Origin of the sequence: Kocuria sp. p3-SID1428 (genome assembly GCF_025149945.1) — a bacterium.
Lineage (GTDB): Bacteria > Actinomycetota > Actinomycetes > Actinomycetales > Micrococcaceae > Kocuria.
This window is the reverse complement of the sequence record NZ_JALXVH010000006.1, coordinates 24,819-47,695: the sequence shown is the minus strand read 5'-3', so window position 1 is coordinate 47,695 and position 22,877 is coordinate 24,819. Positions and strand designations below refer to the sequence as shown.

19 protein-coding genes are annotated in these 22,877 nt (G+C 69.6%); 6 read left to right on the top strand and 13 right to left on the bottom strand.

Going from position 1 to position 22,877, the window contains the following annotated elements; all coding sequences use genetic code 11:
- Positions 1-84 precede the first annotated feature (84 nt).
- The 8 genes from guaA to groES all read right to left on the bottom strand — a co-directional run bounded on the left by guaA (position 85) and on the right by groES (position 10,705).
- Positions 85-1,743: a glutamine-hydrolyzing GMP synthase gene (gene guaA, locus M3E84_RS02610; protein WP_396415545.1), complete on the bottom strand. Its 1,659-nt coding sequence runs from the start codon at positions 1,741-1,743 to the stop codon at positions 85-87.
- Positions 1,744-1,787: 44 nt separating this feature from the next.
- On the bottom strand, positions 1,788-2,375 hold the full coding sequence (locus tag M3E84_RS02605; protein ID WP_259894447.1) for a DUF3817 domain-containing protein: 588 nt from the start codon (positions 2,373-2,375) through the stop codon (positions 1,788-1,790).
- On the bottom strand, positions 2,372-3,400 hold the full coding sequence (locus M3E84_RS02600; protein ID WP_259894446.1) for an SURF1 family protein: 1,029 nt from the start codon (positions 3,398-3,400) through the stop codon (positions 2,372-2,374). The genes M3E84_RS02605 and M3E84_RS02600 overlap by 4 nt, the downstream gene beginning before the upstream one ends.
- Before the next feature lie 106 nt (positions 3,401-3,506).
- The gene (locus M3E84_RS02595; RefSeq protein ID WP_259894445.1) at positions 3,507-4,634 is read right to left on the bottom strand and encodes a GuaB3 family IMP dehydrogenase-related protein; all 1,128 of its coding nucleotides are present in this window, start codon (positions 4,632-4,634) and stop codon (positions 3,507-3,509) included.
- A 36-nt stretch (positions 4,635-4,670) separates the two neighbouring features.
- Complete coding sequence (guaB, locus tag M3E84_RS02590) at positions 4,671-6,197, bottom strand: IMP dehydrogenase (RefSeq protein ID WP_259894444.1); 1,527 nt, start codon at positions 6,195-6,197, stop codon at positions 4,671-4,673.
- A gap of 124 nt (positions 6,198-6,321) precedes the next feature.
- Complete coding sequence (locus M3E84_RS02585) at positions 6,322-8,421, bottom strand: acyltransferase family protein (RefSeq protein ID WP_259894443.1); 2,100 nt, start codon at positions 8,419-8,421, stop codon at positions 6,322-6,324.
- 217 nt (positions 8,422-8,638) lie between these two features.
- Positions 8,639-10,246 (bottom strand): chaperonin GroEL, encoded by a 1,608-nt coding sequence (gene groL, locus M3E84_RS02580; RefSeq protein ID WP_259894442.1) that lies wholly within the window; start codon positions 10,244-10,246, stop codon positions 8,639-8,641.
- Between the two features lie 162 nt (positions 10,247-10,408).
- A complete protein-coding gene (gene groES, locus M3E84_RS02575) occupies positions 10,409-10,705 on the bottom strand; it encodes a co-chaperone GroES (protein ID WP_006213446.1) in 297 nt (98 codons plus the stop codon).
- A gap of 349 nt (positions 10,706-11,054) precedes the next feature.
- Between groES and M3E84_RS02570 the strand changes: the two genes are divergently transcribed.
- From M3E84_RS02570 to M3E84_RS02550, 5 genes are all read left to right on the top strand, one after another.
- Positions 11,055-12,041 carry a siderophore ABC transporter substrate-binding protein gene (locus tag M3E84_RS02570; RefSeq protein WP_259894441.1) on the top strand — a complete coding sequence of 329 codons (987 nt, stop codon included), beginning with the start codon at positions 11,055-11,057 and terminating at the stop codon, positions 12,039-12,041.
- A 104-nt stretch (positions 12,042-12,145) separates the two neighbouring features.
- Complete coding sequence (locus M3E84_RS02565; RefSeq protein WP_259894440.1) at positions 12,146-13,147, top strand: ABC transporter permease; 1,002 nt, start codon at positions 12,146-12,148, stop codon at positions 13,145-13,147.
- Positions 13,148-13,160: 13 nt separating this feature from the next.
- Positions 13,161-14,210 carry an iron chelate uptake ABC transporter family permease subunit gene (locus tag M3E84_RS02560; protein WP_259894439.1) on the top strand — a complete coding sequence of 350 codons (1,050 nt, stop codon included), beginning with the start codon at positions 13,161-13,163 and terminating at the stop codon, positions 14,208-14,210.
- A complete protein-coding gene (locus M3E84_RS02555) occupies positions 14,207-14,962 on the top strand; it encodes an ABC transporter ATP-binding protein (RefSeq protein WP_259894438.1) in 756 nt (251 codons plus the stop codon). Before M3E84_RS02560 ends, M3E84_RS02555 begins: the two co-directional genes overlap by 4 nt.
- Before the next feature lie 60 nt (positions 14,963-15,022).
- Complete coding sequence (locus tag M3E84_RS02550) at positions 15,023-16,327, top strand: class I SAM-dependent methyltransferase (RefSeq protein WP_259894437.1); 1,305 nt, start codon at positions 15,023-15,025, stop codon at positions 16,325-16,327.
- 79 nt (positions 16,328-16,406) lie between these two features.
- Here M3E84_RS02550 and M3E84_RS02545 read toward each other — a convergent pair whose 3' ends face one another.
- The gene (locus tag M3E84_RS02545; protein ID WP_259894436.1) at positions 16,407-17,483 is read right to left on the bottom strand and encodes a type I restriction endonuclease; all 1,077 of its coding nucleotides are present in this window, start codon (positions 17,481-17,483) and stop codon (positions 16,407-16,409) included.
- Positions 17,484-17,644: 161 nt separating this feature from the next.
- Entirely contained in the window at positions 17,645-19,105 is a 1,461-nt protein-coding gene (locus M3E84_RS02540; protein ID WP_259894435.1) for a glycoside hydrolase family 3 protein, read from the bottom strand.
- A gap of 107 nt (positions 19,106-19,212) precedes the next feature.
- Here M3E84_RS02540 and M3E84_RS02535 point away from each other — a divergent pair, with 107 nt between their 5' ends.
- Positions 19,213-20,355, top strand: coding sequence for a glutamate--cysteine ligase (locus M3E84_RS02535; RefSeq protein WP_259894434.1), 1,143 nt, complete (start codon positions 19,213-19,215; stop codon positions 20,353-20,355).
- 74 nt (positions 20,356-20,429) lie between these two features.
- On the opposite strand, the gene tsaD is transcribed toward M3E84_RS02535, so the two are convergent.
- The 3 genes from tsaD to tsaB are packed head-to-tail and all read right to left on the bottom strand — an operon-like array spanning position 20,430 to position 22,866.
- The gene (tsaD, locus tag M3E84_RS02530; protein WP_259894433.1) at positions 20,430-21,557 is read right to left on the bottom strand and encodes a tRNA (adenosine(37)-N6)-threonylcarbamoyltransferase complex transferase subunit TsaD; all 1,128 of its coding nucleotides are present in this window, start codon (positions 21,555-21,557) and stop codon (positions 20,430-20,432) included.
- Positions 21,554-22,120 (bottom strand): ribosomal protein S18-alanine N-acetyltransferase, encoded by a 567-nt coding sequence (rimI, locus tag M3E84_RS02525; protein WP_259894432.1) that lies wholly within the window; start codon positions 22,118-22,120, stop codon positions 21,554-21,556. Before rimI ends, tsaD begins: the two co-directional genes overlap by 4 nt.
- A complete protein-coding gene (gene tsaB, locus M3E84_RS02520) occupies positions 22,117-22,866 on the bottom strand; it encodes a tRNA (adenosine(37)-N6)-threonylcarbamoyltransferase complex dimerization subunit type 1 TsaB (RefSeq protein WP_259894431.1) in 750 nt (249 codons plus the stop codon). Before tsaB ends, rimI begins: the two co-directional genes overlap by 4 nt.
- Between the last annotated feature and the right edge of the window lie 11 nt (positions 22,867-22,877).

Here is a 22,877-nt window from a genome sequence, read left to right as displayed (position 1 = left end):
ACGGGCCGCGGCGTCAGGGGACTGCTCAGCCGACGCGGGAGACACCGGCTGCGGGGGTCGGCAGGACCGGTGCGGTCCCGCCGCTCACTCCCACTCGATGGTTCCCGGCGGCTTGGACGTCACGTCCAGCACCACGCGGTTGATCTCCTGGACCTCGTTGGTGATCCGGTTGGAGATCCGCGCCAGCAGGTCCTCGGGGAGGCGGGACCAGTCGGCGGTCATGGCGTCCTCGCTGGAGACCGGGCGCAGCACGATCGGGTGGCCGTAGGTGCGGCCGTCGCCCTGCACGCCCACCGAGCGGACCTCGGCCAGCAGGACGACCGGCATCTGCCAGACCTCGGCGTCCAGGCCGGAGGCGGTGAGCTCCTCGCGGGCGATCGCATCCGCGCGGCGCAGGATCTCCAGGCGCTCGGCGGTGACCTCGCCGATGATGCGGATGCCCAGGCCCGGACCGGGGAACGGCTGGCGCCCCACGACCGACTCGGGCAGCCCGAGCTGGCGGCCGACCTCGCGGACCTCGTCCTTGAACAGCTCGCGCAGCGGCTCGACGAGCTCGAACTCGAGATCCTCGGGCAGCCCGCCGACATTGTGGTGCGACTTGATGGTGGCTGCGCCCTCGCCGCCGCCGGACTCGACGACATCCGGGTAGAGCGTCCCCTGGACCAGGTGGCTGACCTTGGCGCCCTCGTCGGCGGCGGCCACGAGCACCGCCTCCTCGGCGGCCTCGAACGCGCGGATGAACTCGCGGCCGATGATCTTGCGCTTGGTCTCGGGGTCGCTGACGCCCGACAGGGCATCGAGGAAGCGATCGGCTTCGCGCGCCACGTGCAGGTTGATGCCGGTGGAGGCCACGTACTCGGTCTCGACCTGCTCGACCTCGTCCTGGCGCATCAGCCCGTGGTCCACGAGCACGCACGTGAGGCGGTCCCCGATCGCACGCTGCACGAGCGCCGCTGCCACGGCCGAGTCCACTCCGCCGGAGAGCCCGCAGATGGCGCGGCCGTCGCCGACCTGCTCGCGGATGCGCTCGACCTGGGCGTCGATGATGTTGGCGGTGGACCACGTGGGCTTCAGCCCGGCGATCTCGAAGAGGAAGTGCTCGAGCGTGGCCTGGCCGTGCTCGGTGTGACGGACCTCCGGGTGCCACTGCACACCGGCCAGGCGCCGCTGCTCGTCCACGAACGCCGCCACCGGAGCACCGCCGGAGGAGGCCAGCACGCGAAAGCCCTGGGGGGCCTCGGTCACGGAGTCCCCGTGGCTCATCCAGACCTTCTGCAGGCGCGGGGAGCCGGTGAGGATCGAATCCGGTCCCGGCACGTCCTGGCCCTCGGGCGCGGTGTCCGCGACGCCCAGCGAGGCGTCGACGATCGTGGCGCCGTACTCGCGCGCGCCCGTCTTGGCCACCGTCCCGCCCAGGGCGTTGGCCATCACCTGGAAGCCGTAGCAGATGCCGAAGATCGGGATGCCGGCCTCGAAGAGCTCGGCATCGCGAACCGGGGCGCCCTCGGCCCACACGGACGACGGCCCGCCGGAGAGGATCAGCGCGGACGGATTGCGCTGCAGGATCTCCTGGGTGGACAGCGTGTGCGGGATGATCTCCGAGTAGACGTCGGCCTCGCGCACGCGGCGGGCGATGAGCTGGGCGTACTGGGCTCCGTAGTCGACGACCAGGACCGGGCCCTGAGGACCGTGGGCTGCGTCGACGGCGTCGGATGCGGACGTGGTGCTGGGCTGTGATGTCACGGCCGACAGTCTAGGTCACCGCAGCGCCCGGGCCGGTCGACGGCTCAGTACCGCCTGGCCGCCTTGGGGAACGAGGCCAGCTCCTGAGCGGTCGAGCGGTGGATCTTGCGCTCCACGATGAAGGACAGGAACGGCACCACACCGCCCAGGGCCATCACGATGAACTGCGGGAAGGGCCAGCGCATGAGCATCCACAGGCGGAAGCACGAGAACAGGTAGACCACGTAGAACCACCCGTGCACGATCAGCACCCAGGTGGAGATGTTGACGCCGCCGTCGATGTCCATCAGCTCGTTGTCCCGCAGGCCCAGGGCCACGGACTCCCCCGTGGCCGCCATGGTGCCGCCGGCGATGACGTCGAAGCCCAGTCCGTAGCGCAGGATCATCTCCGCCACGAGCAGCAGCAGGAACGTGCCCGAGATCCAGGCCCAGACCATGTAGAAGTTCAGCCACCACCGGATCTGGGACTCGGTGCCGCCGAAGCGACGGCGCGTGCGCAGCGCCGAGTACTGCGGCAGCTGGCCCGGCTCGCGGGCCTTCGACGGGTCCGCCCCCTCCGGCGCCGTGACGCGCACGCCGTCAGTGCGCTGCCTGGGCCGGGGTGCGCCCTCCTGAGGTGCTCCCTGGGTCATCGCTGCTCTCCGCTCTGCGGGTCGGCAGACCCGCGGTCCTGCGTGTGGTCATCGGAGCCAGCCGGAGCCGAATGGTCCGCGGCCGGCTGGTCGTCGAAGTAGAAGTACTCCCCGGCCACCGGATCGTAGTAGTAGAAGCGCTGAGCCTCCTGATCCCAGGCATAGGCCAGGGACTCGCCATCGAGCTCGAACCAGGCCGCGGGATCCTGCCTGCGGCGGTGGTCATCGCGCACGGAGGAGTACCAGATCCACAGCGCGAAGCCCGCGAAGACCACCCACTCCACCGCGTAGAAGATGTTCAGCGGATCCAGCGAGGTGTCCGTGGGCTGCTGATCGACCGAGACGGCCTCCAGGTCCGAGGACATCAGGCTGGCCGGCTCCGGCAGCGTGGCATCGTCGTCGGCCAGTCCGGTCGACCCGTCCTGGGGCGCGGGCTGGGCGGCAGGGGCCTCGGCCACGGCCGTGACGAATCCGGAGTAGATCGGCACGTCCCACACGTTGGACAGCTGGGCCGGAGACAGGCTGGCATAGCGACCCGGCTCCTGGTCCTGGGTGGAGACCGGGGCCTCCTGCGGCAGCAGTCGCCCGACCACGGAGATCTCTCCCTCGGGCAGCTGCGGGATCTGCTCCGGGTCATCGGACCAGCCGCGCACCACGGGCAGCACGAGGTCTGCGTCCGCATCCCCGTCCGCCCACTGCTGCTGGGTGCCCGGGATCTGCAGGCCGGCCACGACCCACCAGCCAGTGCGTCCGTCCTGCAGGCGGTTCTCGATCAGCACCGTGGAATCCGGCAGGTAGGTCCCGGTGGCCTCCACGGCGGTGTCGACCTGCTCGAGGGTCGAGACGGTGCCGGGATCCAGGGTCTCGTCCAGGGGACGGACGATCTCCTTGCCGGGGTCGTAGACGGTCTGCGCGTCCCGGCTGGATTCGAGCTGCCAGCGGCTGAGCAGGACGAAGACGAGGGCGACGCCCAGGCAGAGCGCCAGCACGAGCAGCGATCTGGGTCTGAGGGCGGTCCGAAGCACCGCTTCAGTCTAATGACGCACTGGGACGCCGCCGAATCGCGCTCGGGAGGATCGAAGGGGCGCGCACCGCAGCGGTGCGCGCCCCTTCCCTCGGGTCTCGGCGGGCTCAGCCGTGGACGACGACCTCTGTGCGCTGGAAGGACTTCAGGTCCGTGTAGCCGGTGGTCGACATGGCCCGACGCAGCGCGCCGACCAGGTTGGAGCTGCCGTCGACCTGGCTCGAGGGACCGTGCAGGACCTCCTGCAGCGGGCCCGCGGTGCCCACGCGCGTGCGCACGCCGCGCGGGACCTCCCCGTGATGGGCCTCCGCACCCCAGTGCCAGCCGCGCCCGGGGGCCTCCTCGGCCCGGGCCAGCGCGGTGCCCAGCATCACGGCGTCGGCGCCCATGGCCAGGGCCTTGACGATGGTCCCGGAGGTGCCCACGCCGCCGTCGGCGATGACGTGGACGTAGCGTCCGCCGGACTCATCCAGGTAGTCCCGACGAGCCGCCGCCACGTCCGAGATGGCCGAGGCGCCGGCGGCGTGGATGCCCAGCACCTGCTCGGTGCGCATGGAGGCCCCGCCGCCGAAGCCCACGAGCACGCCTGCGGCGCCGGTGCGCATCAGGTGCAGGGCCGGGGTGTAGCCGGCCGCCCCGCCGACGATCACGGGGACGTCGAGGTCGTAGATGAAGCGCTTGAGGTCCAGCGGCTCCTCCGCCTGGGACACGTGCTCGGCCGAGACCGTGGTCCCGCGGATCACGAACAGGTCCACGCCCGCCTCGAGCACGGTGCGGTAGTGCTCCTGCGTGCGCTGCGGGGTCAGGGCCCCGGCCACGATCACACCGGCCTCGCGGATCTCCCCCAGGCGCTGGGTGATCAGCTCGGGGCGGATCGGGGCGCGGTAGATCTCCTGCATGCGTCGGGTGGCGGCCGGAAGGTCCTCGCCGGACAGGGAGGCGATCTCCTCGAGCAGCGGCTCGGGATCCTCATAGCGGGTCCACAGGCCCTCGAGGTTCAGAACCCCCAGGGCGCCCATGCGCCCCAGCGCGATCGCGGTGGCCGGGGAGGTCACCGAGTCCATGGGCGCACCCAGGAACGGGGTCTCGAACGTGTAGGCGTCGATCCGCCAATCGGTCGAGACCTCCCGAGGATCGCGCGTGCGCCGCGAAGGCACCAGGGCGACCTCGTCGAGCGAGTAGGTCCGACGGGCCCGCTTGGCGCGGCCGATCTCGATGTCGTAGTTCTGGTTCACGTCAGCGTCCTTGTCTTCGGCGCCAGGTCGGGCGGATCAGCGCTTGTAGTTGGGGGCCTCGACGGTCATCGAGATGTCGTGCGGGTGCGACTCCTTGAGCCCGGCGGAGGTGATCCGCACGAAGCGGCCCTTGTGCTTGATCTCCTCGATCGAGCGGGCCCCGGTGTAGAACATGGTCTGGCGCAGGCCGCCCTCGAGCTGGTGGATCACCGAGGACAGCGGTCCGCGGTACGGCACCTGGCCCTCGATGCCCTCCGGGATCAGCTTCTCGTTCGATCCCACGTCCGCCTGGAAGTAGCGGTCCTTGGAGAACGACGTGTTCCCGGCCCGGGTCTGCATGGCCCCCAGCGAGCCCATGCCGCGGTAGGCCTTGAACTGCTTGCCGTTGATGAAGATCAGATCGCCCGGGGACTCGTCGGTCCCGGCCAGCAGCGAGCCGACCATCACCGAGTCCGCACCGGCCACGAGCGCCTTGCCGATCTCGCCGGAGTGCTGGAGGCCGCCGTCGGCGATCAGCGGCACGCCGGCCGGGATCGCGGCCTTGGCGGATTCGTTGATCGCGGTGATCTGCGGGACGCCCACGCCGGCGATGACGCGCGTGGTGCAGATCGAGCCCGGTCCCACGCCGACCTTGATGCCGTCGGCACCGGCGTCGATCAGCGACTGGGCGCCCTGGCGGGTGGCGGCCTGGCCGCCGATCACGTCCACGTGGGCGGCCGACGGCTCGGCCTTGAGCCGGGCGATCATGTCCAGCACGCCCTGGGAATGCCCGTTGGCGGTGTCGATGAACAGGGCGTCCACGCCGGCCTCGACGAGCGTCATGGCCCGCTCCCAGCCGTCGCCGAAGAAGCCGACGGCCGCACCGACCCGCAGGCGGCCCTCGTCGTCCTTGGTGGCGCGCGGGTACTGCTCCGCCTTGGTGAAGTCCTTGATGGTGATCAGCCCGCTCAGCGCGCCCTGATCATCCACGAGGGGCAGCTTCTCGAGCTTGTTGGAGGCCAGCAGCTGGAAGGCCTCCTCCTTGGGCATGCCCACGCGCCCGGTGACCAGAGGCATGGGAGTCATGACCTCGCGCACGGTGCGGGTGTCGAAGTCCGACTCCGGCAGGTAGCGGGTGTCGCGGTTGGTGATGATGCCGACCAGGCGGGTGCCGTCCTCGACCACCGGCAGGCCCGAGACCTTGTAGTAGCCGCAGAGGCGGTCGAGCTCGCGCAGGGTGGCCTCCGGGCCGACCGTCACGGGATCGGTGATCATGCCGGACTCGCTGCGCTTGACCAGGTCCACGTTCTCGGCCTGATCGGCGATCGACAGGTTGCGGTGCATGACGCCCATGCCGCCCAGGCGGGCCATCTGGATCGCCATCTTGGCGGTGGTCACCGTGTCCATGGCGGCGGAGATGATGGGCGTCTCGAGCTCGATGCGCCGCGACAGGCGCGTGCTCGTGGAGGCCTCCGACGGGATGACATCCGTGCTGCCCGGCAGCAGGAGGACGTCGTCGTAGGTGAGTCCGACGAAGCCGAACGGATCCTCAGACAGGGCGGTCGGGACGGGGGCTTCTGACACGGGGAGGACCTTTCCATCGACGGCACGGCCGACGCCCCGGCGGCTCCCGGGCGCGGTGCGGTTTCGAGAGGACAGTCTAGGACCCTTCACGCGACCTCGGCCCCTCCGCCTGCCGAGGCAGTCCTCACTGCAGCTGCGGCAGAGCGGGCTGGTTCTCCACGGCCACGCCGTCCTCGGCCAGGGCTGCGGCCAGGCGGTCGCCGAAGGTCCAGGCCAGCGAGCGCGAGTAGGGAATGGACAGGTGCCCCATGTCCCACTGCACGTACATGTTGCCGATCACCGGCGGGCAGACGCCATCCGGGCAGATCTGATCGGTCATGTCCATCTCGGCGTACAGCGGCAGCTCCTCGGCCAGCGGCTGCATGGGATCGGGCTGTCCGAGCATCGGATGGGTCTTCTGGCACTGCGGAGCCTGCGCGGAGCCCTCCTCCATGACGCATTCCGGCGGGGCCTGATCGAAGCGCGGGATGTCGCGCACTCCCAGGACGCGGTAGCCCTCGCCCGTGACCTCGCGCACGCGCTGGTCGTAGTCCGGCTTGTAGTACTCGCCCTCGGCGTTGGTGAAGGTCGACTGGGTGATGATCAGGTCCGGGTCGATCTGATGCACCAGGGGCATGGAGCCGTCGAGCCAGGGGCCGCACTCGCCATCGAGCTGGTCCTCGTGGCTCGTCCAGTAGCAGCCGGGCCTGATGTAGCTGACCACCCGCCAGCCGTTCGTCTCGGCCACCGGCCGCAGGGCGTCGAGCCAGTGCTCGGAGTGAGAGTTGCCGATCAGCAGCACGGTCTGCGACGGGTCCTCCGCGGGCACCGATTCGCGGCACCACTGCTGCGATCCGACGGGGACGTCCCACTCGCTCGGGCACGCCGCGCCCCGGTCCGGCGCCTGGTCGTCGAGCTGGGCCGCCAGCGGAATCGTCGGGGCGTCGGGATCAGGCGCGGTCTGCACGTCGTCGCGCAGCACGAGCGCACCCGGGTTCGAGGCCGTGGGGCCGTCCGGGGCCTCGGCGACGTCCGCGCGCAGGCTCTGCTGCCAGGCCAGGACCGGCCCCAGGCCGACCGCCAGGCACACGACAACCGCTCCGGCCAGGCGCAGATTGGTGGCTTCGGGCCACTTCCAGCTCTTCAGCGGCGCCTCGATGAGCTTGGTCGCCAGGATCGCCAGAGCGAGCGAGACCAGGATCAGCACGACGCCGGAACGGGGACCGGCCTCCGGGCGGTCGCGGACCACCAGGTAGGTGATCAGCAGGGGCCAGTGCACGAGGTAGAGCGCGTAGGAGGAGTCCCCCATGCGCACCAGCGGCTTGGCGGCGAAGATCCGGTCCAGACCGACGCGTGAGTCCGTCTGCCCGGCGACCATGATGGCGGCCGCCGAGAGCAGGGGCCACAGGGCGATCCAACCGGGGAAGGCTCCCTGCACATCGACCAGCAGGCCCACCAGCACCATCGAGACGAACCCCGCCCACCCCAGCACCACGCGCAGCCACCGCGGGAGTCGGATGTAGGGCAGCGCGAGGGCCAGCAGCGAGCCCAGGGCGAACTCCCACAGCCGGGTGCGGGTATCGAAGTAGGCGAACTCCTGCTGGGTGGCGGTCGTGACGATCGAGAACACGAGCGAGGCGGCGAAGATGGCGCTGAACAGCACCGCGAGCACAGGCACGGGCCGCAGGCGGGACCGGCCGCGGGTCAGCAGCCAGGTCAGCCCGAACAGCAGCGGCCACAGCAGGAAGACCTGGCCCTGGACGGACAGGGACCAGAAGTGCTGGAACGGGCTGGCCGTGGAGCGATCGGCGGCGTAGTAGTCCACCGAGGTGAGAGCCAGGACCCAGTTCTCGGTGTAGGTCAGGGTCGCCGCTGCCTGACGCAGGGCCTCCTCGACACGGTAGGCCGGGAAGAACAGGGCGACCAGCGCGAGCGTGCCCAGCACCGTGAGCACCGCCAGCGGCAGCAGCCGCTTGAAGGTGTGCAGCCAGTACCGTCCGATCCGCAGCGGGCGCCCGCCCTCGAGCTTGCGCACGAACGACAGCGTCATGAAGAACGCCGAGATCAGCAGGAAGATGTCCACGCCGCCCGAGACCCGCCCGAGGAAGACGTGGTAGAGCACGACCATGATCACGGCCACGGCGCGCAGCCCCTGGATCTCCGGGCGGAAGCCGGAGTACCTGGCCACGGACTCCCGGCGGCGGGCGTCGTCTGCGGCGCCGCCTGTCTCCTGCTGCTCGGTCATGCTTCTCCTCCGTGCTGCGGCCAGGGCAGCGGGTCATGCGGGAGCCTGCATGCCTGCGCGGCCTCCGGGGAAGTACGGGCGGCAACCTACCAGCGCTGGCTGTCAGCCCGCGGCATCGTCCGGGGCGCGCAGAAGGCCCGGCTCCCGCCGCGAGTGCGACGGGAGCCGGGCCTGTCCTCGGCCTGCTGCGGCCGTTGTCAGCGCCGCAGCGTCCGGATCAGTGCTGGTGGCCGTGGCCGTCCTGATCGTCCTCCGCGGGCTTGTCGGTGACCAGGGTCTCGGTGGTCAGCACCAGGGCCGCGATTGAGGCCGCGTTCTGCAGCGCCGAGCGGGTCACCTTGACGGGATCGATGATGCCCGCCGCCAGCAGATCGGTGTACTGATCGGCCTTGGCGTCGTAGCCGTGCCCGAGCTCCATCTGCTCCACGCGCGAGACCACGACCCAGCCGTCCTGGCCGGCGTTCTGCGCGATCCAGCGCAGCGGCTGGCGCAGGGCTCGGCGCACGATGTCCGCGGCCACGGCGGCGTCGCCGTCGAGCTGGGTCTTCACGTCGTCGATCGCCGCGGAGGCGTGGACCAGCGACGAGCCGCCGCCGCCCACGATGCCCTGCTCGAGGGCCGCGCGGGTCGAGGAGACGGCGTCCTCGATGCGATGCTTGCGCTCCTTGGCCTCGACCTCGGTGGCCGCGCCGACCTTGATCACGGACACGCCGCCGGCCAGGCGCGCCAGGCGCTCCTGCAGCTTCTCGCGGTCCCACTCGGAATCGGTGCGCTCGACCTGCCCGCGGATGTAGTCCACGCGCTCGGAGATCGCCTCGGCGGTGCCGCCGCCGTCGATGATCGTGGTCTCGTTCTTGGTCACGGTGACCGTGCGGGCCGAGCCCAGCTGCTCGAGCGAGACCTGGTCCAGGGCGATGCCCAGCTCCGAGGTCACGACCGTGCCACCGGTGAGCACCGCGAGGTCCTCCATGATCGCCTTGCGGCGGTCGCCGAAGCCCGGGGCCTTCAGCGCCACGACGTCCAGCGTGCCGCGCAGCTTGTTGACGACCAGGGTGGACAGGGCCTCGCCCTCGACGTCCTCGGCGATGATCGTCAGCGGCTTCTTGGTCTGCACGACCTTCTCGAGCACGGGCATGAGCTCCTGCGCGGAGGAGATCTTGCCCTGGTAGAGCAGGACCAGGCCGTCGGACATGACGGCCTCCTGGCGCTCGGCGTCCTTGACGAACGACGGCGACAGGTAGCCCTTGTCGAACTGCATGCCCTCGGTGACCTCGAGCTCGATCTCCGTGGAGGAGCCGTCCTCGATGGTGATCACACCGTCCTTGCCGACGACCTCGAAGGCCCGGGAGATGAGCTCGCCGATCTCCTCCGACTGGGAGGAGATGGCCGCGACCTTGGCGACCTCGTCGCCGGAGACCTCGCGGGCGTCCTCGAGCAGGCGATCGGCGACCGCCTGGACGGCGACCTCGATGCCCCTCTTGATCTGGCCCGGAGCAGCGCCTGCGGCCACGTTGCGCAGGCCTTCCTCCACGAGGGCCTGCGCCAGCACGGTGGCGGTGGTGGTGCCGTCGCCGGCGACGTCGTTGGTCTTGGTCGCCACCTCCTTGGCGAGCTGAGCGCCCAGGTTCTGGTAGGCGTCCTCGAGCTCGACCTCACGGGCGATCGTGACGCCGTCGTTGGTGATGACGGGGGCGCCCCACTTCTTGTCCAGGACCACGTTGCGGCCCCGCGGACCGAGGGTGACCTTGACGGTGTCGGCCAGGCGGTCGACACCCTCCTTCAACTGATTGCGTGCGTCCTCGCGGAACAGCAGCTGCTTGGCCATGGGCCGGATTCTCCTTCGGGATCGACGGGCGCGGGCCCGTCGGGATGACTGGGGTCTTGATCGACGAGAGAGGGCGCCGGCCATGCGGACCCGCGCAACCGCGGGGCACGCGGCGGGCGCCCTCTGCTCGGACCGCCTGAGGTGATCAGGCGGTCGTCAGGCTCACTTCTCGACGACGGCCAGCACGTCGCGCGCCGGCAGGACGAGGAACTCCTCGCCGCTGTACTTGACCTCGGTGCCGCCGTACTTGGAGAAGATCACGAGATCGCCCTCCTTGACGTCGACCGGGATGCGGTTGCCGGAGTCGTCGACGCGGCCCGGGCCCACGGCCATGACCTTGCCCTCCTGGGGCTTCTCCTTGGCGGTGTCCGGGATGACCAGGCCGGAGGCGGTGGTCTGCTCGGCCTCGACGACCTGGACGACGATGCGGTCTTCAAGCGGCTTGATGGAGATCGACACGATGTCTCCTTCTCTCATGGATTCGAAGTGTTGCGGAAGCTGTCACGGCGCCCCGCCGAGGTGCTGCTCCCCGCTGCTGCGAGGACCCCGGTGCTGGTGCGCCAGAGGATCTGCCAACCGTCGTCGCGGTGCCGATCGGCCCGAATCCCTTAGCACCCCCCGAGGGCGAGTGCTAACGCCACCTTAGAGACGGCGCTGGCAGTCGGTCAAGGCGAGTGCCAGCCCTGGGAAAGCCCCGGCAACCGCTGACAGCTCCCCCCGAAGTCGCTGGTAAGGTAATCCTGACCTACTCAAGGTGAGCCTCACCTTGTGCACCCGCTGCTCCGTCGACAGACAAGAGGACCCTCCCATGCCTGCACCCAGCCGCCGCTCCGGCGCCGCCCTGGCCGCCCTGCCCCTGGCTCTGGCTCTCGGACTGACGGCCTGCGGATCCGACGAGGACGCGGACTCGAGCACCTCCGACGGCAGCACCGTCGAGGTCGAGGACAACTTCGGCACGCAGGAGGTCCCCTCACCGGCCGACAGCGTCGTCGCCACCGACAACCGCACCTTCGAGACCCTGTGCGACTGGGACATCGACCTGGCCGCTGCGCCCAAGCCCCTCATCCCGGAGACCATCGAGTGCTGGCAGGGCGAGGACACCATCGACATCGGCAACCACCGCGAGCCGGACCTCGAGGCCCTGGCCGGCGCACAGCCCGACCTGGTGGTCAACGGCCAGCGCTTCGCCGATCATCGCAGCGACATCGAGGAGCTCGTCCCGGAGGCTGCGCTCGTGGAGTTCGAGCCGCGCGAGGGCGAGGACTTCTTCGACGAGCTCCAGCGCCAGACCACGGGGATGGGCACGGTCTTCGGCCATGAGGACGACGCCGAGCAGCTCAACAGCGCCCTGGACGACGCCTCGCAGCGCGTGAGCGAGACCTACCAGGAGGGCGATACCGTCATGGCCGTGAACGTCTCCGGCGGAGAGATCGGCTACATCGCCCCGGGCCTCGGGCGCACCTTCGGGCCGCTGTTCGACGAGTTCGGCTTCACCCCCGCGCTCGAGATCGAGGGCTCGAGCGATGACCACCAGGGCGACGACGTCTCCGTCGAGGCCATCGCGGAGGCCGATCCGGACTGGATCATCGTCCTGGACCGCGACGCAGCCGTCGAGGAGGACTCCTCCCCGGCCGAGGAGATCATCTCCGGCTCCGAGGCCCTGCAGAACACCACGGCGGTGAAGGAGGGCCAGGTCTACTACGCTCCGGCCGACACCTACACGAACGAGAGCATCCAGACCTACACCGAGATCTTCGACGGCCTGGCCGATGCGTTCGAGGGCGCCAAGAGCTGAAGCTGCGCTGACGTGCCGCGGAAGCGGTGACGCCCACATCGGCACCGCCGCTTCCGCGCTGTCCTGGAACGGGCCCGCACCGACCGATCGACGAAGCAGGGGACATGAGCAAGACCAGCACCGGCTCCACCGCCGCGCGCACCCGATCCGGCACGCTCTCGGCCGCCTTCCGCGACGGGAAGCTGTGGCTGGCCGTGCTGGCCGTGGCGGGGCTGCTGGTGCTGTCCCTGTTCACCGGCGCCTACGACATCTCCGGTGAGCACGGGGCGCAGATGTTCGCCATCACCCGCATCCCCCGCACGGTGGCCCTCGTGCTGGCCGGCGCCGCCATGGCCATGTCCGGGCTGGTCATGCAGCTGCTGACCCAGAACCGCTTCGTCGAGCCCACCACCACCGGCACCACCGAGTGGGCCGGGCTCGGCCTGCTCACCGTGATGCTGCTGATCCCGTCGGCCACCCTCATGCAGCGCATGGTCGGAGCCGTCGTCTTCGCCTTCATCGGCACTATGGTCTTCTTCCTGTTCCTGCGCCGCGTGTCCCTGCGCTCGTCGCTGATCGTGCCGATCGTGGGCATCATGCTCGGCGCGGTGGTGGGCTCCGTCTCGACCTTCGTGGCGCTGCAGACCGACATGCTCCAGCAGCTGGGGGTGTGGTTCGCCGGCTCCTTCACCTCGGTGCTGCGCGGGCAGTACGAGGTGCTGTGGATCGTGGCGGTCGTCGTGGTCGTCGTGTTCATCGTGGCCGACCGCCTCACGGCGGCCGGACTCGGCGAGGACATCGCCACGAGCATCGGACTGAACTACGGCCGGATCATCCTCTTCGGCACGGCCCTGATCGCGGTGGCCACCGGCGTGGTCACCGTGGTGGTCGGGAACCTGCCGTTCCTGGGACTGATCGTGCCGAACATCGTGTCCATGATCCGCGGCGACGACCTGCGCTCGAACCTGCCGTGGGTATGCCTGCTGGGCATCGCCATCGTCACGGTCTGCGATCTGATCGGGCGGACCCTGATCATGCCGTTCGAGATCCCGGTCTCCGTGATCCTGGGCATCGTGGGCGCCGTCGTGTTCGTCGCCATTCTGCTGCGTCAGCGCAGGAGCGAGTGAGGCAGGAGGGCGCATGAGCACCGCACAGATCGCCTCCCGGACCGAGAGCGCGCCCGTCTCGCAGGGCAGCGCCGGGGCCTTCCCCACGGCTGCGGCCCGTCGCCGCTACTGGATCGTGCTCACTATCCTGGTGATCGCCTCCGTGGCCTTCGCCGGCGGACTGCTCGTGTGGGACAACCCGCTGCCCTTCGGCACGGCGGGCTTCTGGCGCATCGCCGAGCTGCGCGTCGAGAACGTGGTCGTCATGGGGATCGTGGCGTTCTGCCAGGCCATGGCCACCGTGAGCTTCCAGACCGCCACGAACAACCGCATCCTCACCCCGTCGATCATGGGCTTCGAATCCCTCTACGTGGCGATCCAGACCGCAGTCGTCTACCTCGGCGGCACCGCCGGGCTGCTGGCCTTCTCCGGCCTCACGCAGTTCGCGGTCCAGGTCGCGCTGATGGTCGTGCTGGCCACCGTGCTCTACACCTGGCTGCTGTCCGGGCCCCGCGGCAGCATGCACGTCATGCTGCTCGTGGGCATCATCATCGGCGGCGGACTGGGCTCGGTCGCCACGTTCATGCAGCGCATGCTCACGCCCAGCGAGTTCGACCTGCTCAGCGCCCGGCTCTTCGGCTCCGTCACCAACGCCGATGACGCCCTGCTTCCCGTCGCCGTCCCGCTGTGCGCCGTCGCGGGCCTCGCCCTGTGGCTGAGCTCGCGTCGGCTCAATGTCGTGGCCATGGGGGCGGACGTCAGCCGCAACCTCGGGCTGAACCACCGCTGGGAGACCCTCCGGATCCTGTTCCTGATCTCGATCCTCATAGCCGTGTCCACCGCCCTGGTGGGGCCCATGACCTTCCTCGGTTTCCTGGTGGCCACGCTGGCCTACCAGTTCGCCGACACCTACGACCACCGCCGCATCTTCCCGATCGCCTGGCTCACGGGCTTCGTGGTGCTCACGGGCGCGTACTTCGTGATGAACCACGTCTTCTACGCCCAGGGCGTGGTCTCGATCATCATCGAGCTCGTGGGCGGGTCGGTCTTCCTCTTCGTCATCCTCCGAAAGGGGCGACTGTGATCACACTGCGCGATGTCCGGAAGGACTACACGGACGAGGTCCGCATCGGACCCGTCGACCTCGAGATCCCCACCGGCGGCATGACCGCCCTGGTGGGCCCCAACGGCGCCGGCAAGTCGACGCTGCTGACCATGATCGGGCGGCTGCTCTGCCTCGACGAGGGCACGATCCGCGTGGCCGGCATGGACGTGGCCACCACCAAGTCCAAGGACCTGGCCAAGATCCTGTCGATCCTACGGCAGGAGAACCACTACGTCACCCGCCTGACGGTGCGCCAGCTCGTGGGCTTCGGGCGCTTCCCCTACTCCGGGGGACGGCTGAACGTGGAGGACGAGCGGATCATCTCGAAGTACCTGGACTTCCTGCACCTCACCGAACTGCAGAACCGGTACCTGGACGAGCTCTCCGGCGGTCAGCGCCAGCGCGCCTACGTGGCCATGGTCCTGGCCCAGGAGACCGATCACGTGCTGCTCGACGAGCCGCTGAACAACCTGGACATGAAGCACTCGGTGCAGATGATGCAGTTCCTGCGCTCCGCCTGCCGGGAACTGGGGCGCACGATCATCATCGTGCTGCACGACATCAACTTCGCCGCGCACTACGCCGATCACATCTGCGCGGTGAAGGACGGGCAGATCGCCCGCTTCGGCACGCCGGAGGAGATCCTCACGGACGAGGTCCTCACCGAGGTCTTCGACACCCCCATCACCGTGATCGACGGCCCCAACGGCCGGCTCGCCTCCTGCTACTGATCCTCGCGTCGCCGCGCAGGTCCGTCGATCGCCGTCTGCTCAGGGGCTAGGGTCGAGGACGTGGAAGAGACCCCGTCCCCCGGCACTGACGCCGATCCCCTGGCCGCGCTGCTCACCCCCGAGGGCATGCGGTTGCTCGACGCGCTGGGCCCCTATCGGGAGGACGAGGTCCTCCAGCAGATCTCGCGGCTGCGCGCCGAGGGGTTCGCCCCCGAGCTGATCTCCGCGGCCATGACCCAGTCCCGGCTGCGCACCGCGGCAGTCGCCAAGTTCGGCGAGTTCGCCCAGCACATGCTCTTCACCCAGGACGGCCTCGAGCAGGCCACCCGGCTGAGCGTCTCGGCCGTCCACGCCAGCCGGTACGTCCAGGCCGGTGTGCGCCGCGTGGCTGATCTGGGCTGCGGGATCGGCGCCGACGCCATGACCCTGGCCTCCGCCGGGCTCGACGTCACCGCCGTGGAGCTCGATGAGACCACCGCGGCCGTGGCGACGGTGAACCTCACGCCGTTCCCCGAAACCCGCGTGGTCCAGGCCGACGTCCAGAGCCTCGACCTCGACGGCCTGCCCGGCGGACGCCCCGAGGCGCTGTGGCTCGATCCGGCCCGCCGCGAGACCGCCGGAGCCTCCCGGCGGATCTTCGATCCGGAAGCCTTCTCCCCTCCTCTGTCCTTCGTCCAGGCGCTGGCCGATTCCGGGATGCCGGTGGGCGTGAAGATGGGTCCGGGCCTGCCGCACGAGGCCGTGCCGGAGGGGTGCGAGGCGCAGTGGATCTCCCACCGACGAGACGTGGTCGAGGTCGTGCTGTGGTTCGGAGCACTGGCCCGCCCCGGGATCCGCCGCGCCGCCCTGGTCATGGGCGAGCAGGGCCACCACGAGCTGATCTCCTCGGAGCCGTTCCCAGACCCCGACGACGCACCCCTGACGGTCTCCGAGGACAGCGACGACGCCGTCCCGCCGATCGCCGCCGGCGACGTCGTCTGGGAGCCCGACGGAGCCGTGATCCGCGCCGGACTGGTGCAGGACCTGGGCGATAGTCTGGGTGCACGCCTGGTCCATCCCCGCATCGCCTACCTGACGGCCTCCGACGTCCAGGACCCGTCGACCCCGTTCGCCCGCGCCTACCGCGTGCGCGAGGTCCTGCCCCACACCGTCAAGGTGCTCAAGTCCTGGGTGAAGCAGAACCGGATCGGCACCCTGGAGATCAAGAAGCGCGGCACCGACGTCAGGCCCGAGCAGCTGCGCCGGCAGCTCAAGCCGTCCGGGCCGAATCGCGCCACGCTGATCGTCACGCGGCTGTGGGACAGCGACGATGAGGGCCGCACCGGCGAGCGCCGTGCGGTCCTGGTCGTCGAGCCGCTGGGCTGAGGCCGCACCACCGCCTCCGCTCAGCGCTGATGCGCAGCCGATCTGCGGCCTCAGTGCACAGGCCCGTCGCCGATCTGCCTCAGAGGTAACGTCGCGTCGCCTCTCTCAAAGCCTCCCGATAATCGTAGATCTCCGTGAGGCTCGCGATAGGGTTACGAGTCTCCTTCTTATTCTCGTCGAACGTCCCCAGGTACCACTGGGAGCGATTGAACCACAGGCGGGCAATGGGCTGACGATTGTTGTCATCGAGAATGATGGCACAATAGCTCTTGGCGTCTCTCATGGCGACGCGATTGAGATCAACGATATCGCCGAGCATCGCACGGATGATGAGGTGGCCCTGAATCTCATCTTCCGTAGTCTCCACCGCACCATCTATCGGCATCGATTCCGAATCAACCTGTGCGACGACCGCCTCGGCGACCATAGGTGTCGCACCAGTGGCCAGGACGGATTGCGAATGCTCGCCGTTCAGAAGCGCTCGCTGCAGCCGCTCATTCACCTGATCCCGAACGAACTGTTGAATTCCCGACTGGATGATAGGCGTCATCTGCTCGCGAACCTTCGCCGACACCCTACCGGAGTAGATACGAGAGATGAAGAGGTTCGCAAAGTCAGCTTCGATCTCCTTGAGCTGCGCAGCCATGACCTTTTTTACTGCTGAAACATACTTCAACTCCTCTGCAGCATTCAGCACAGAGTCGAGATCGAAATCGGACTTTGAATGCTTTTCAACCTGTGGAATAAGCAGGGGGTCGACGTCGAGCAGGTCCAACTCCATGAACGGCTTCGAGTCCATCTTATTGGGAGTATCCAGATCAGTATAGAATTGCCAATGGCGTCCATTGGTGAGTATGGCAATCCGTGCAGACGTCACATGGAAGTATCTGAAGAGCTGCGAAGCGTTATTCACATTCAGCGACTGTCCGACCTTCTTGCACTCCACCAATATGGAGACCGCATCGTCATGCAGAATCGCATAGTCGATCTTCTCGCCCTTCTTCAGGCCGACGTCCGCGATGAATTCTGGCACCACTTCATCAATGTCGAATACATTGTATCCGAGAACATCCTGGATGAACGGCATGACAAGAGCCGTCTTGGTGGCCTCCTCGGTCTGAATCTGATCCTTCGTCTGCGCCACCTTAGCGGCCATGCGCTCGAGACTTTCCGAAATACTCACTGTGCACCTGTTCCTTCAATGACTTTTGATCGAGACAATGTGCGGACAGTATGCTTGCCACCAAGCTCCTCGTGCTGCAGCCTCGCCGCGAGTCCTGGACCCGTCCACTTCATGACAAGGCCGGCGCAGAGGGCTCAGCTCTCGAAGCGCGCCGCCAGCTCCCGGTGGGAGCCCGGCTCGGCAGGCTCGACCGGCGCCGAGTCCCGATACTGGTCATAGCTCATCTGCATGGCCACCACCCGGGTGGCGGCCTCGTCCAGGCGCTGCTGCGGGATGGCCCCGGACTCCACGGCCTGCACGATGTCCGCGTGCGCTGCGGCCTCGTCCTCGGGCATCACCAGCAGGTCGGCACCAGCCTGGAGGGCCGCACCGGCAGGTGTGCTCACGCCGGTGTCGACGGGTCGGCCCGGGCCCACGACGTCCTTCAGAGCCCCCATGTCGAGGGCGTCAGTGACGACCGCCCCCTGGAAGCCCAGGTCCTCGCGCAGCGCCTCGTAGGCCTTCGGCTCGAGCGAGGCGGGGACCTCAGCGCTCCACTGGCTCACGGCGATGTGGCCCATCATGATCGACGGGGCGCCGGCGTCGATCACGGCCTGGAACGGAAGCCACTCCGACTCGGCCAGCGTCTCGAGCGAGGCCTCCTGGACGGGCAGCCCCACGTGGGAGTCGGTGCTCACCGAGCCGTGGCCCGGGAAGTGCTTGGGCGAGGAGATCATGCCGGCGTCGGTGAGCCCGCCCACGGCGGCCACCGCCTGCTCGGAGACGACCTCCGGATCGTCGCTGTAGGCGCGGTCCCGGATGACGGCATCCGACGGGGTCGTCACATCTGCCACGGGCGCGTGGTCCATGGTGAAGCCGAGCCCGGCGAGCTCAGCGCCCATCCCGGCAGCCGCCTGGCGGGTCAGCCCAGGATCGTCAGCGGCACCGACCGTCTGCGCGGCAGGCCACACGGTCAGCGGCTCGGCCAGGCGGGCGACGGAGCCGCCCTCCTGATCGACCCCGATGATCCCGGACCAGCTGCGCTCCTCGGGGCTCAGGGCCGCACCGACCCTCTCGTTCTGCGAGCGCATGGCCTCCACGTCGACGTCCGAGGCGCCGCCGCCGGCACCGGCCTCCTCGGTGGTCCCCTGGCCGTCGGCGGTGGGGACGTTGGCGCCCATGACGATCACACCGCCCAGATGCAGATCCTCGATCTGGCTGATCTGGGCATCGACCGAGGCGGGATCGGCCCCGCTCCACGTGGCAAGGAGGACCTGCCCGGCCTTCTCCTCGAGCGTCATCTCGGACACGGCTTCCTCGGCCGCGGCACGGGTCTGCTCATCGGGCAGCAGTCCGGCGGCCTGCTGGCCTGAGCCGGCCTCGGAGCGGGCGGAGGATTCCGACGGGCTCGCGGCACTCGCCCCGTCCGAGGCGGCCCCGGAGGCCGTCGTCCCTTCCGACGGCGCCTGCTGGCTTCCGCAGGCGCTCAGCGCGAGCCCTCCGGCGAGGACGAGGCCGAGCCCGGCGCGACGGGTGCGAAAGCGGGCACGGACAGCTACGGAGTCCGGCAGAGCGGGGGTGCGACGGTCGACGGGGGGCAGTTCATGACGCGGCATGCCGACCAGGGTAGCGATCCGCACCGCGAGGGCTGTGCGCTGTTCTACAGTGGGATCCGCTCGGATGCCGCCGAGCGGATCCCCGGACGTCCTGCCTGCGAGGTGCCATGAACATCGAATTCAGCTCATCGCCGCAGTCGACACTGGGCATCGAATGGGAGGTCGCGCTCGTCGACGCCCAGACCGGCGCGCTCGTGCCCCGGGCCGAGGAGATCCTCGCGGCCGTGCACAGCCAGGTCCCCGAGCGCGCCGAGGACGGCGATCACCCCGTGCTGACCGGTGAGTTCCTGAACAACACCGTGGAGATGGTCACGGGGGTGTGCCGCAGCGTCGGAGAGGCCGTGGGCCAGCTCGAGCAGATGCTCGGCGAGATCCGTGAGGTGACCGACCCCCAGGGCATCGAGATCTACCCCGCGGGAACTCATCCGTTCTCCCGCTGGCAGGATCAGTCGGTCGTGGAGAAGGACCGCTACTTCACCGTCCTGGACCGCGCTCAGTACTGGGGGCGGCAGATGGTGATCTTCGGCATGCACGTCCACGTGGGCGTCGACTCGCAGGACAAGGCCCTGCCGGTCCAGGACCACCTGTTGGCCCATTACGCCCACCTGCTGGCGCTGTCGGCCAACTCGCCGTACTGGAACGGCTTCGACACCGGCTACGCCTCCCACCGCGCCCAGCTCTTCCAGCAGCTGCCGACCGCGGGCATCCCCTACTCGTTCCAGACCTGGTCGGACTTCGAGCTGTGCGTCTCGGATCTGCTGGCCACCGGCGTGATCGACGACATCAGCGAATCCCGCCTCGATGTCCGCCCCGTGCCCAAGTACGGCACGGTCGAGATGCGCTTCTGCGACTCCCCCACCTCCGTGCGGGATCTGAGTGCGATCGCAGCGCTCACCCAGTGCCTGGCCGAGGAGGCCTCGCGGATCGTGGACTCGGGACGCAAGGTCGAGCAGATGCGCCCGTGGCTGATCCGCGAGAACAAGTGGCGCGCCGCTCGCTACGGGCTGGAGGCGATCATCATCCGGGACAACGCCCTGGAGGAGCTGCTCGTCACCGACGACCTGGCAGCCATGCTCGAGCGCCTGCAGCCGATCGCTGTGGACCTGGGCTGCGTCGAGGAGCTCGCCGGGGTGGCCCGGATCATCGCCGAGGGCACCGGCTCCACGCATCAGCGCACCGCCGTGGCCGCCCACGACGGCGACCTGCGCTCCGCCGCCCTGGACGTGGTGCGGCGGGCCAGGCAGGGCTGAGCTCCCGCACCCTCCGCACGACGACGGCGCCCGAGCTCTCCCGACAGGGAGGACTCGGGCGCCGTCGGTCCTGCTCAGGCCTGCAGCGCGAGCCCGGGGATGGACACCGTGGCCACGGGCAGCCCGGGATCGGCGGTGAACTCGAGCCCCGTGGGCTCGATCCCTGCCGTCACCAGCCGCGATCCCAGGGCGGCCACCATGGCGCCGTTGTCCGTGCACAGGCTCAGCGGCGGGACCACCAGGCGGATGCCGTTCTCGGTGCAGCGCTGGGCGGCCAATGCCCGCAGCCGGGAGTTCGCCGCGACTCCCCCGCCCAGCAGCACGGTGGACAGCCCGTGCTCACGCGCGGCCAGCACGGCCTTGGACGTGATGACATCTGCCACCGATTCCTGGAAGGAGGCGGCCACATCGGCGACCGGGACCTCCTGGCCCTCGGCCTCGAAGGCCTCGACCACCCGGGCCACCGCGGTCTTGAGACCGGAGAACGAGAAGTCGTAGCGGTGCGGGCCAGGCGCCTCCGCGCTGCCCATGTACTTGCCGGCGGCCAGACCGCGCGGGAAGCGGAAGGCCTTCGGATCCCCCTCGGTGGCGGCGCGGTCGATCACGGGGCCGCCCGGGTAGCCGAGTCCGAGCAGGCGGGCGACCTTGTCGTAGGCCTCTCCGGCGGCGTCATCGATGGTCGAGCCGAGCATCTCGACGTCCTCGGCGATCTCCCGCACGGCCAGGATCTCGGTGTGCCCGCCGGAGACCAGCAGCGCACCCAGACCGGGCACCAGGGAGCCGTCCTCCGCGATCAGGGTCGGGGCGCCGTCGTCGTCGGGATCCAGCAGGCCCACCGAGACGTGGGCGACCAGGTGGTTCACGGCGTACAGCGGCTTGCCCGTGGCCAGCGCGAGCGCCTTGGCGGCGGAGACGCCCACCATCAACGCGCCGGCCAGCCCGGGGCCTGCGGTCACGGCGATCGCATCGAGATCCTCCAGGCGCACTCCTGCGGTGCGCAGCGCCTCCTCGATCGTGGGCGTCATGGCCTCCAGGTGGGCGCGGGCGGCGATCTCGGGGATGACGCCGCCGAAGACGGCATGCTGGTCCATCGAGGAGGCCACGGCATTGGCCAGCAGGCGCCGCCCGCGCACGATGCCCACGCCGGTCTCATCGCACGAGGTCTCGATGCCCAGGACCAGGGGGCTGTCGGTCGTGGTCATCGCGGGTCCTCCCGGGGGTCGTCGTGCGCTGCGGCGGACAGGTCCATGTGGCTCGTCAGGTCGGTCGTGCTCGGCGGGCGCCGAGTGCCGACTGCCTCGGAAGCACCTCCGTCGGCGCTCAGCGGGGCGAGCATGATCACGGCCGTCTCCCCGTCCGGGTAGTAGCGCGGGCGCTGGGCGATCTCCGTGTAGCCGAAGCGCCGGTAGAGCGACTGCGCCGTCTCATTGGACTCGCGCACCTCCAGCAGGACCTCCTGCGCACCGCGCCGGCTCGCGATCTCGTGCAGCGCTTCCAGCAGGGCCGAGCCCAGGCCGCGCCCGCGCAGCTGCGGGATCACCGCGATGTTCTGCACGTCGGCGGTCTCCGCCACGACCATCACGCCGGCGTATCCCACGATCCGCTCGTCCTGCACCGCCACCAGGTAGCGGCGGGTCTCATGGGCGATCTCGGCGGCGAGCATGTCCTCGGACCAGGCATCGCCCGGGAACAGCTCGAGCTCTAGGCGGTGCAGCGCGGCGACGTCCTCGAGCGCGGCCGTGCGCAGCTGCCACGGCCCGCTCATGCTCCGGCCTTCTTGCGGGGACCGGGCACCTTGGCATCGGAGTCGCGCAGGTACAGCGGGGAGAGATCCTGCGAGAGCTGCTGGCCTGCGGCCAGCGCTTCGGCGGCGGCCAGCCCCAGCGACGCCGCGCTCGCCTGCCAGCCCGACGGCGCCTGCTGCGGGCCGCCCGGCACCGGCTCGACGACGGCCTGCGGCAGCTGCTCGGCGTAGAGACGGGCGCCGCGGCCGTAGACCGGCAGATCGGGCAGCTCCTGGGCGGGACCGACGCGGGGGCCGTCGACGAGCAGCGGCGCCCCCGTGCCCTGCAGTCGGTACTGCGCCCAGTAGACCTCACGGCGCCGGGCGTCGGCGGCCACGATGAACGACGACGGCGGCTGCGGGAGCGCTGCGACGTCATGGGCCAGCGCGGCCAGACTCGTCATCCCCCAGACCGGCAGGTCCCAGGCGTAGCCGAGCACCCGCGCGGTGACCAGGCCTGCGCGCAGGCCGGTGAAGGGCCCGGGGCCGGTGCCGACCAGGATTCCGGACAGGTCCTCGGGCGCCGTCCCGACCCGTTCCAGGACCTCTTGGACTGCCGGGGTCAGGACCTCCGCGTGGCTGCGGGTGTCCTCGGTCGACCACTCGGCCAGCACATGAGCATTCCCGGGCGAGGCGTCGTGGTCGCCGGAAGGGAGTCCTGGATCGTCGTCGATCTGCAGGAGCGCGACGGAGGCGGCGGAGGAGGAGTCGAGGCACAGCAGGAGCACCGGGTCAGTCT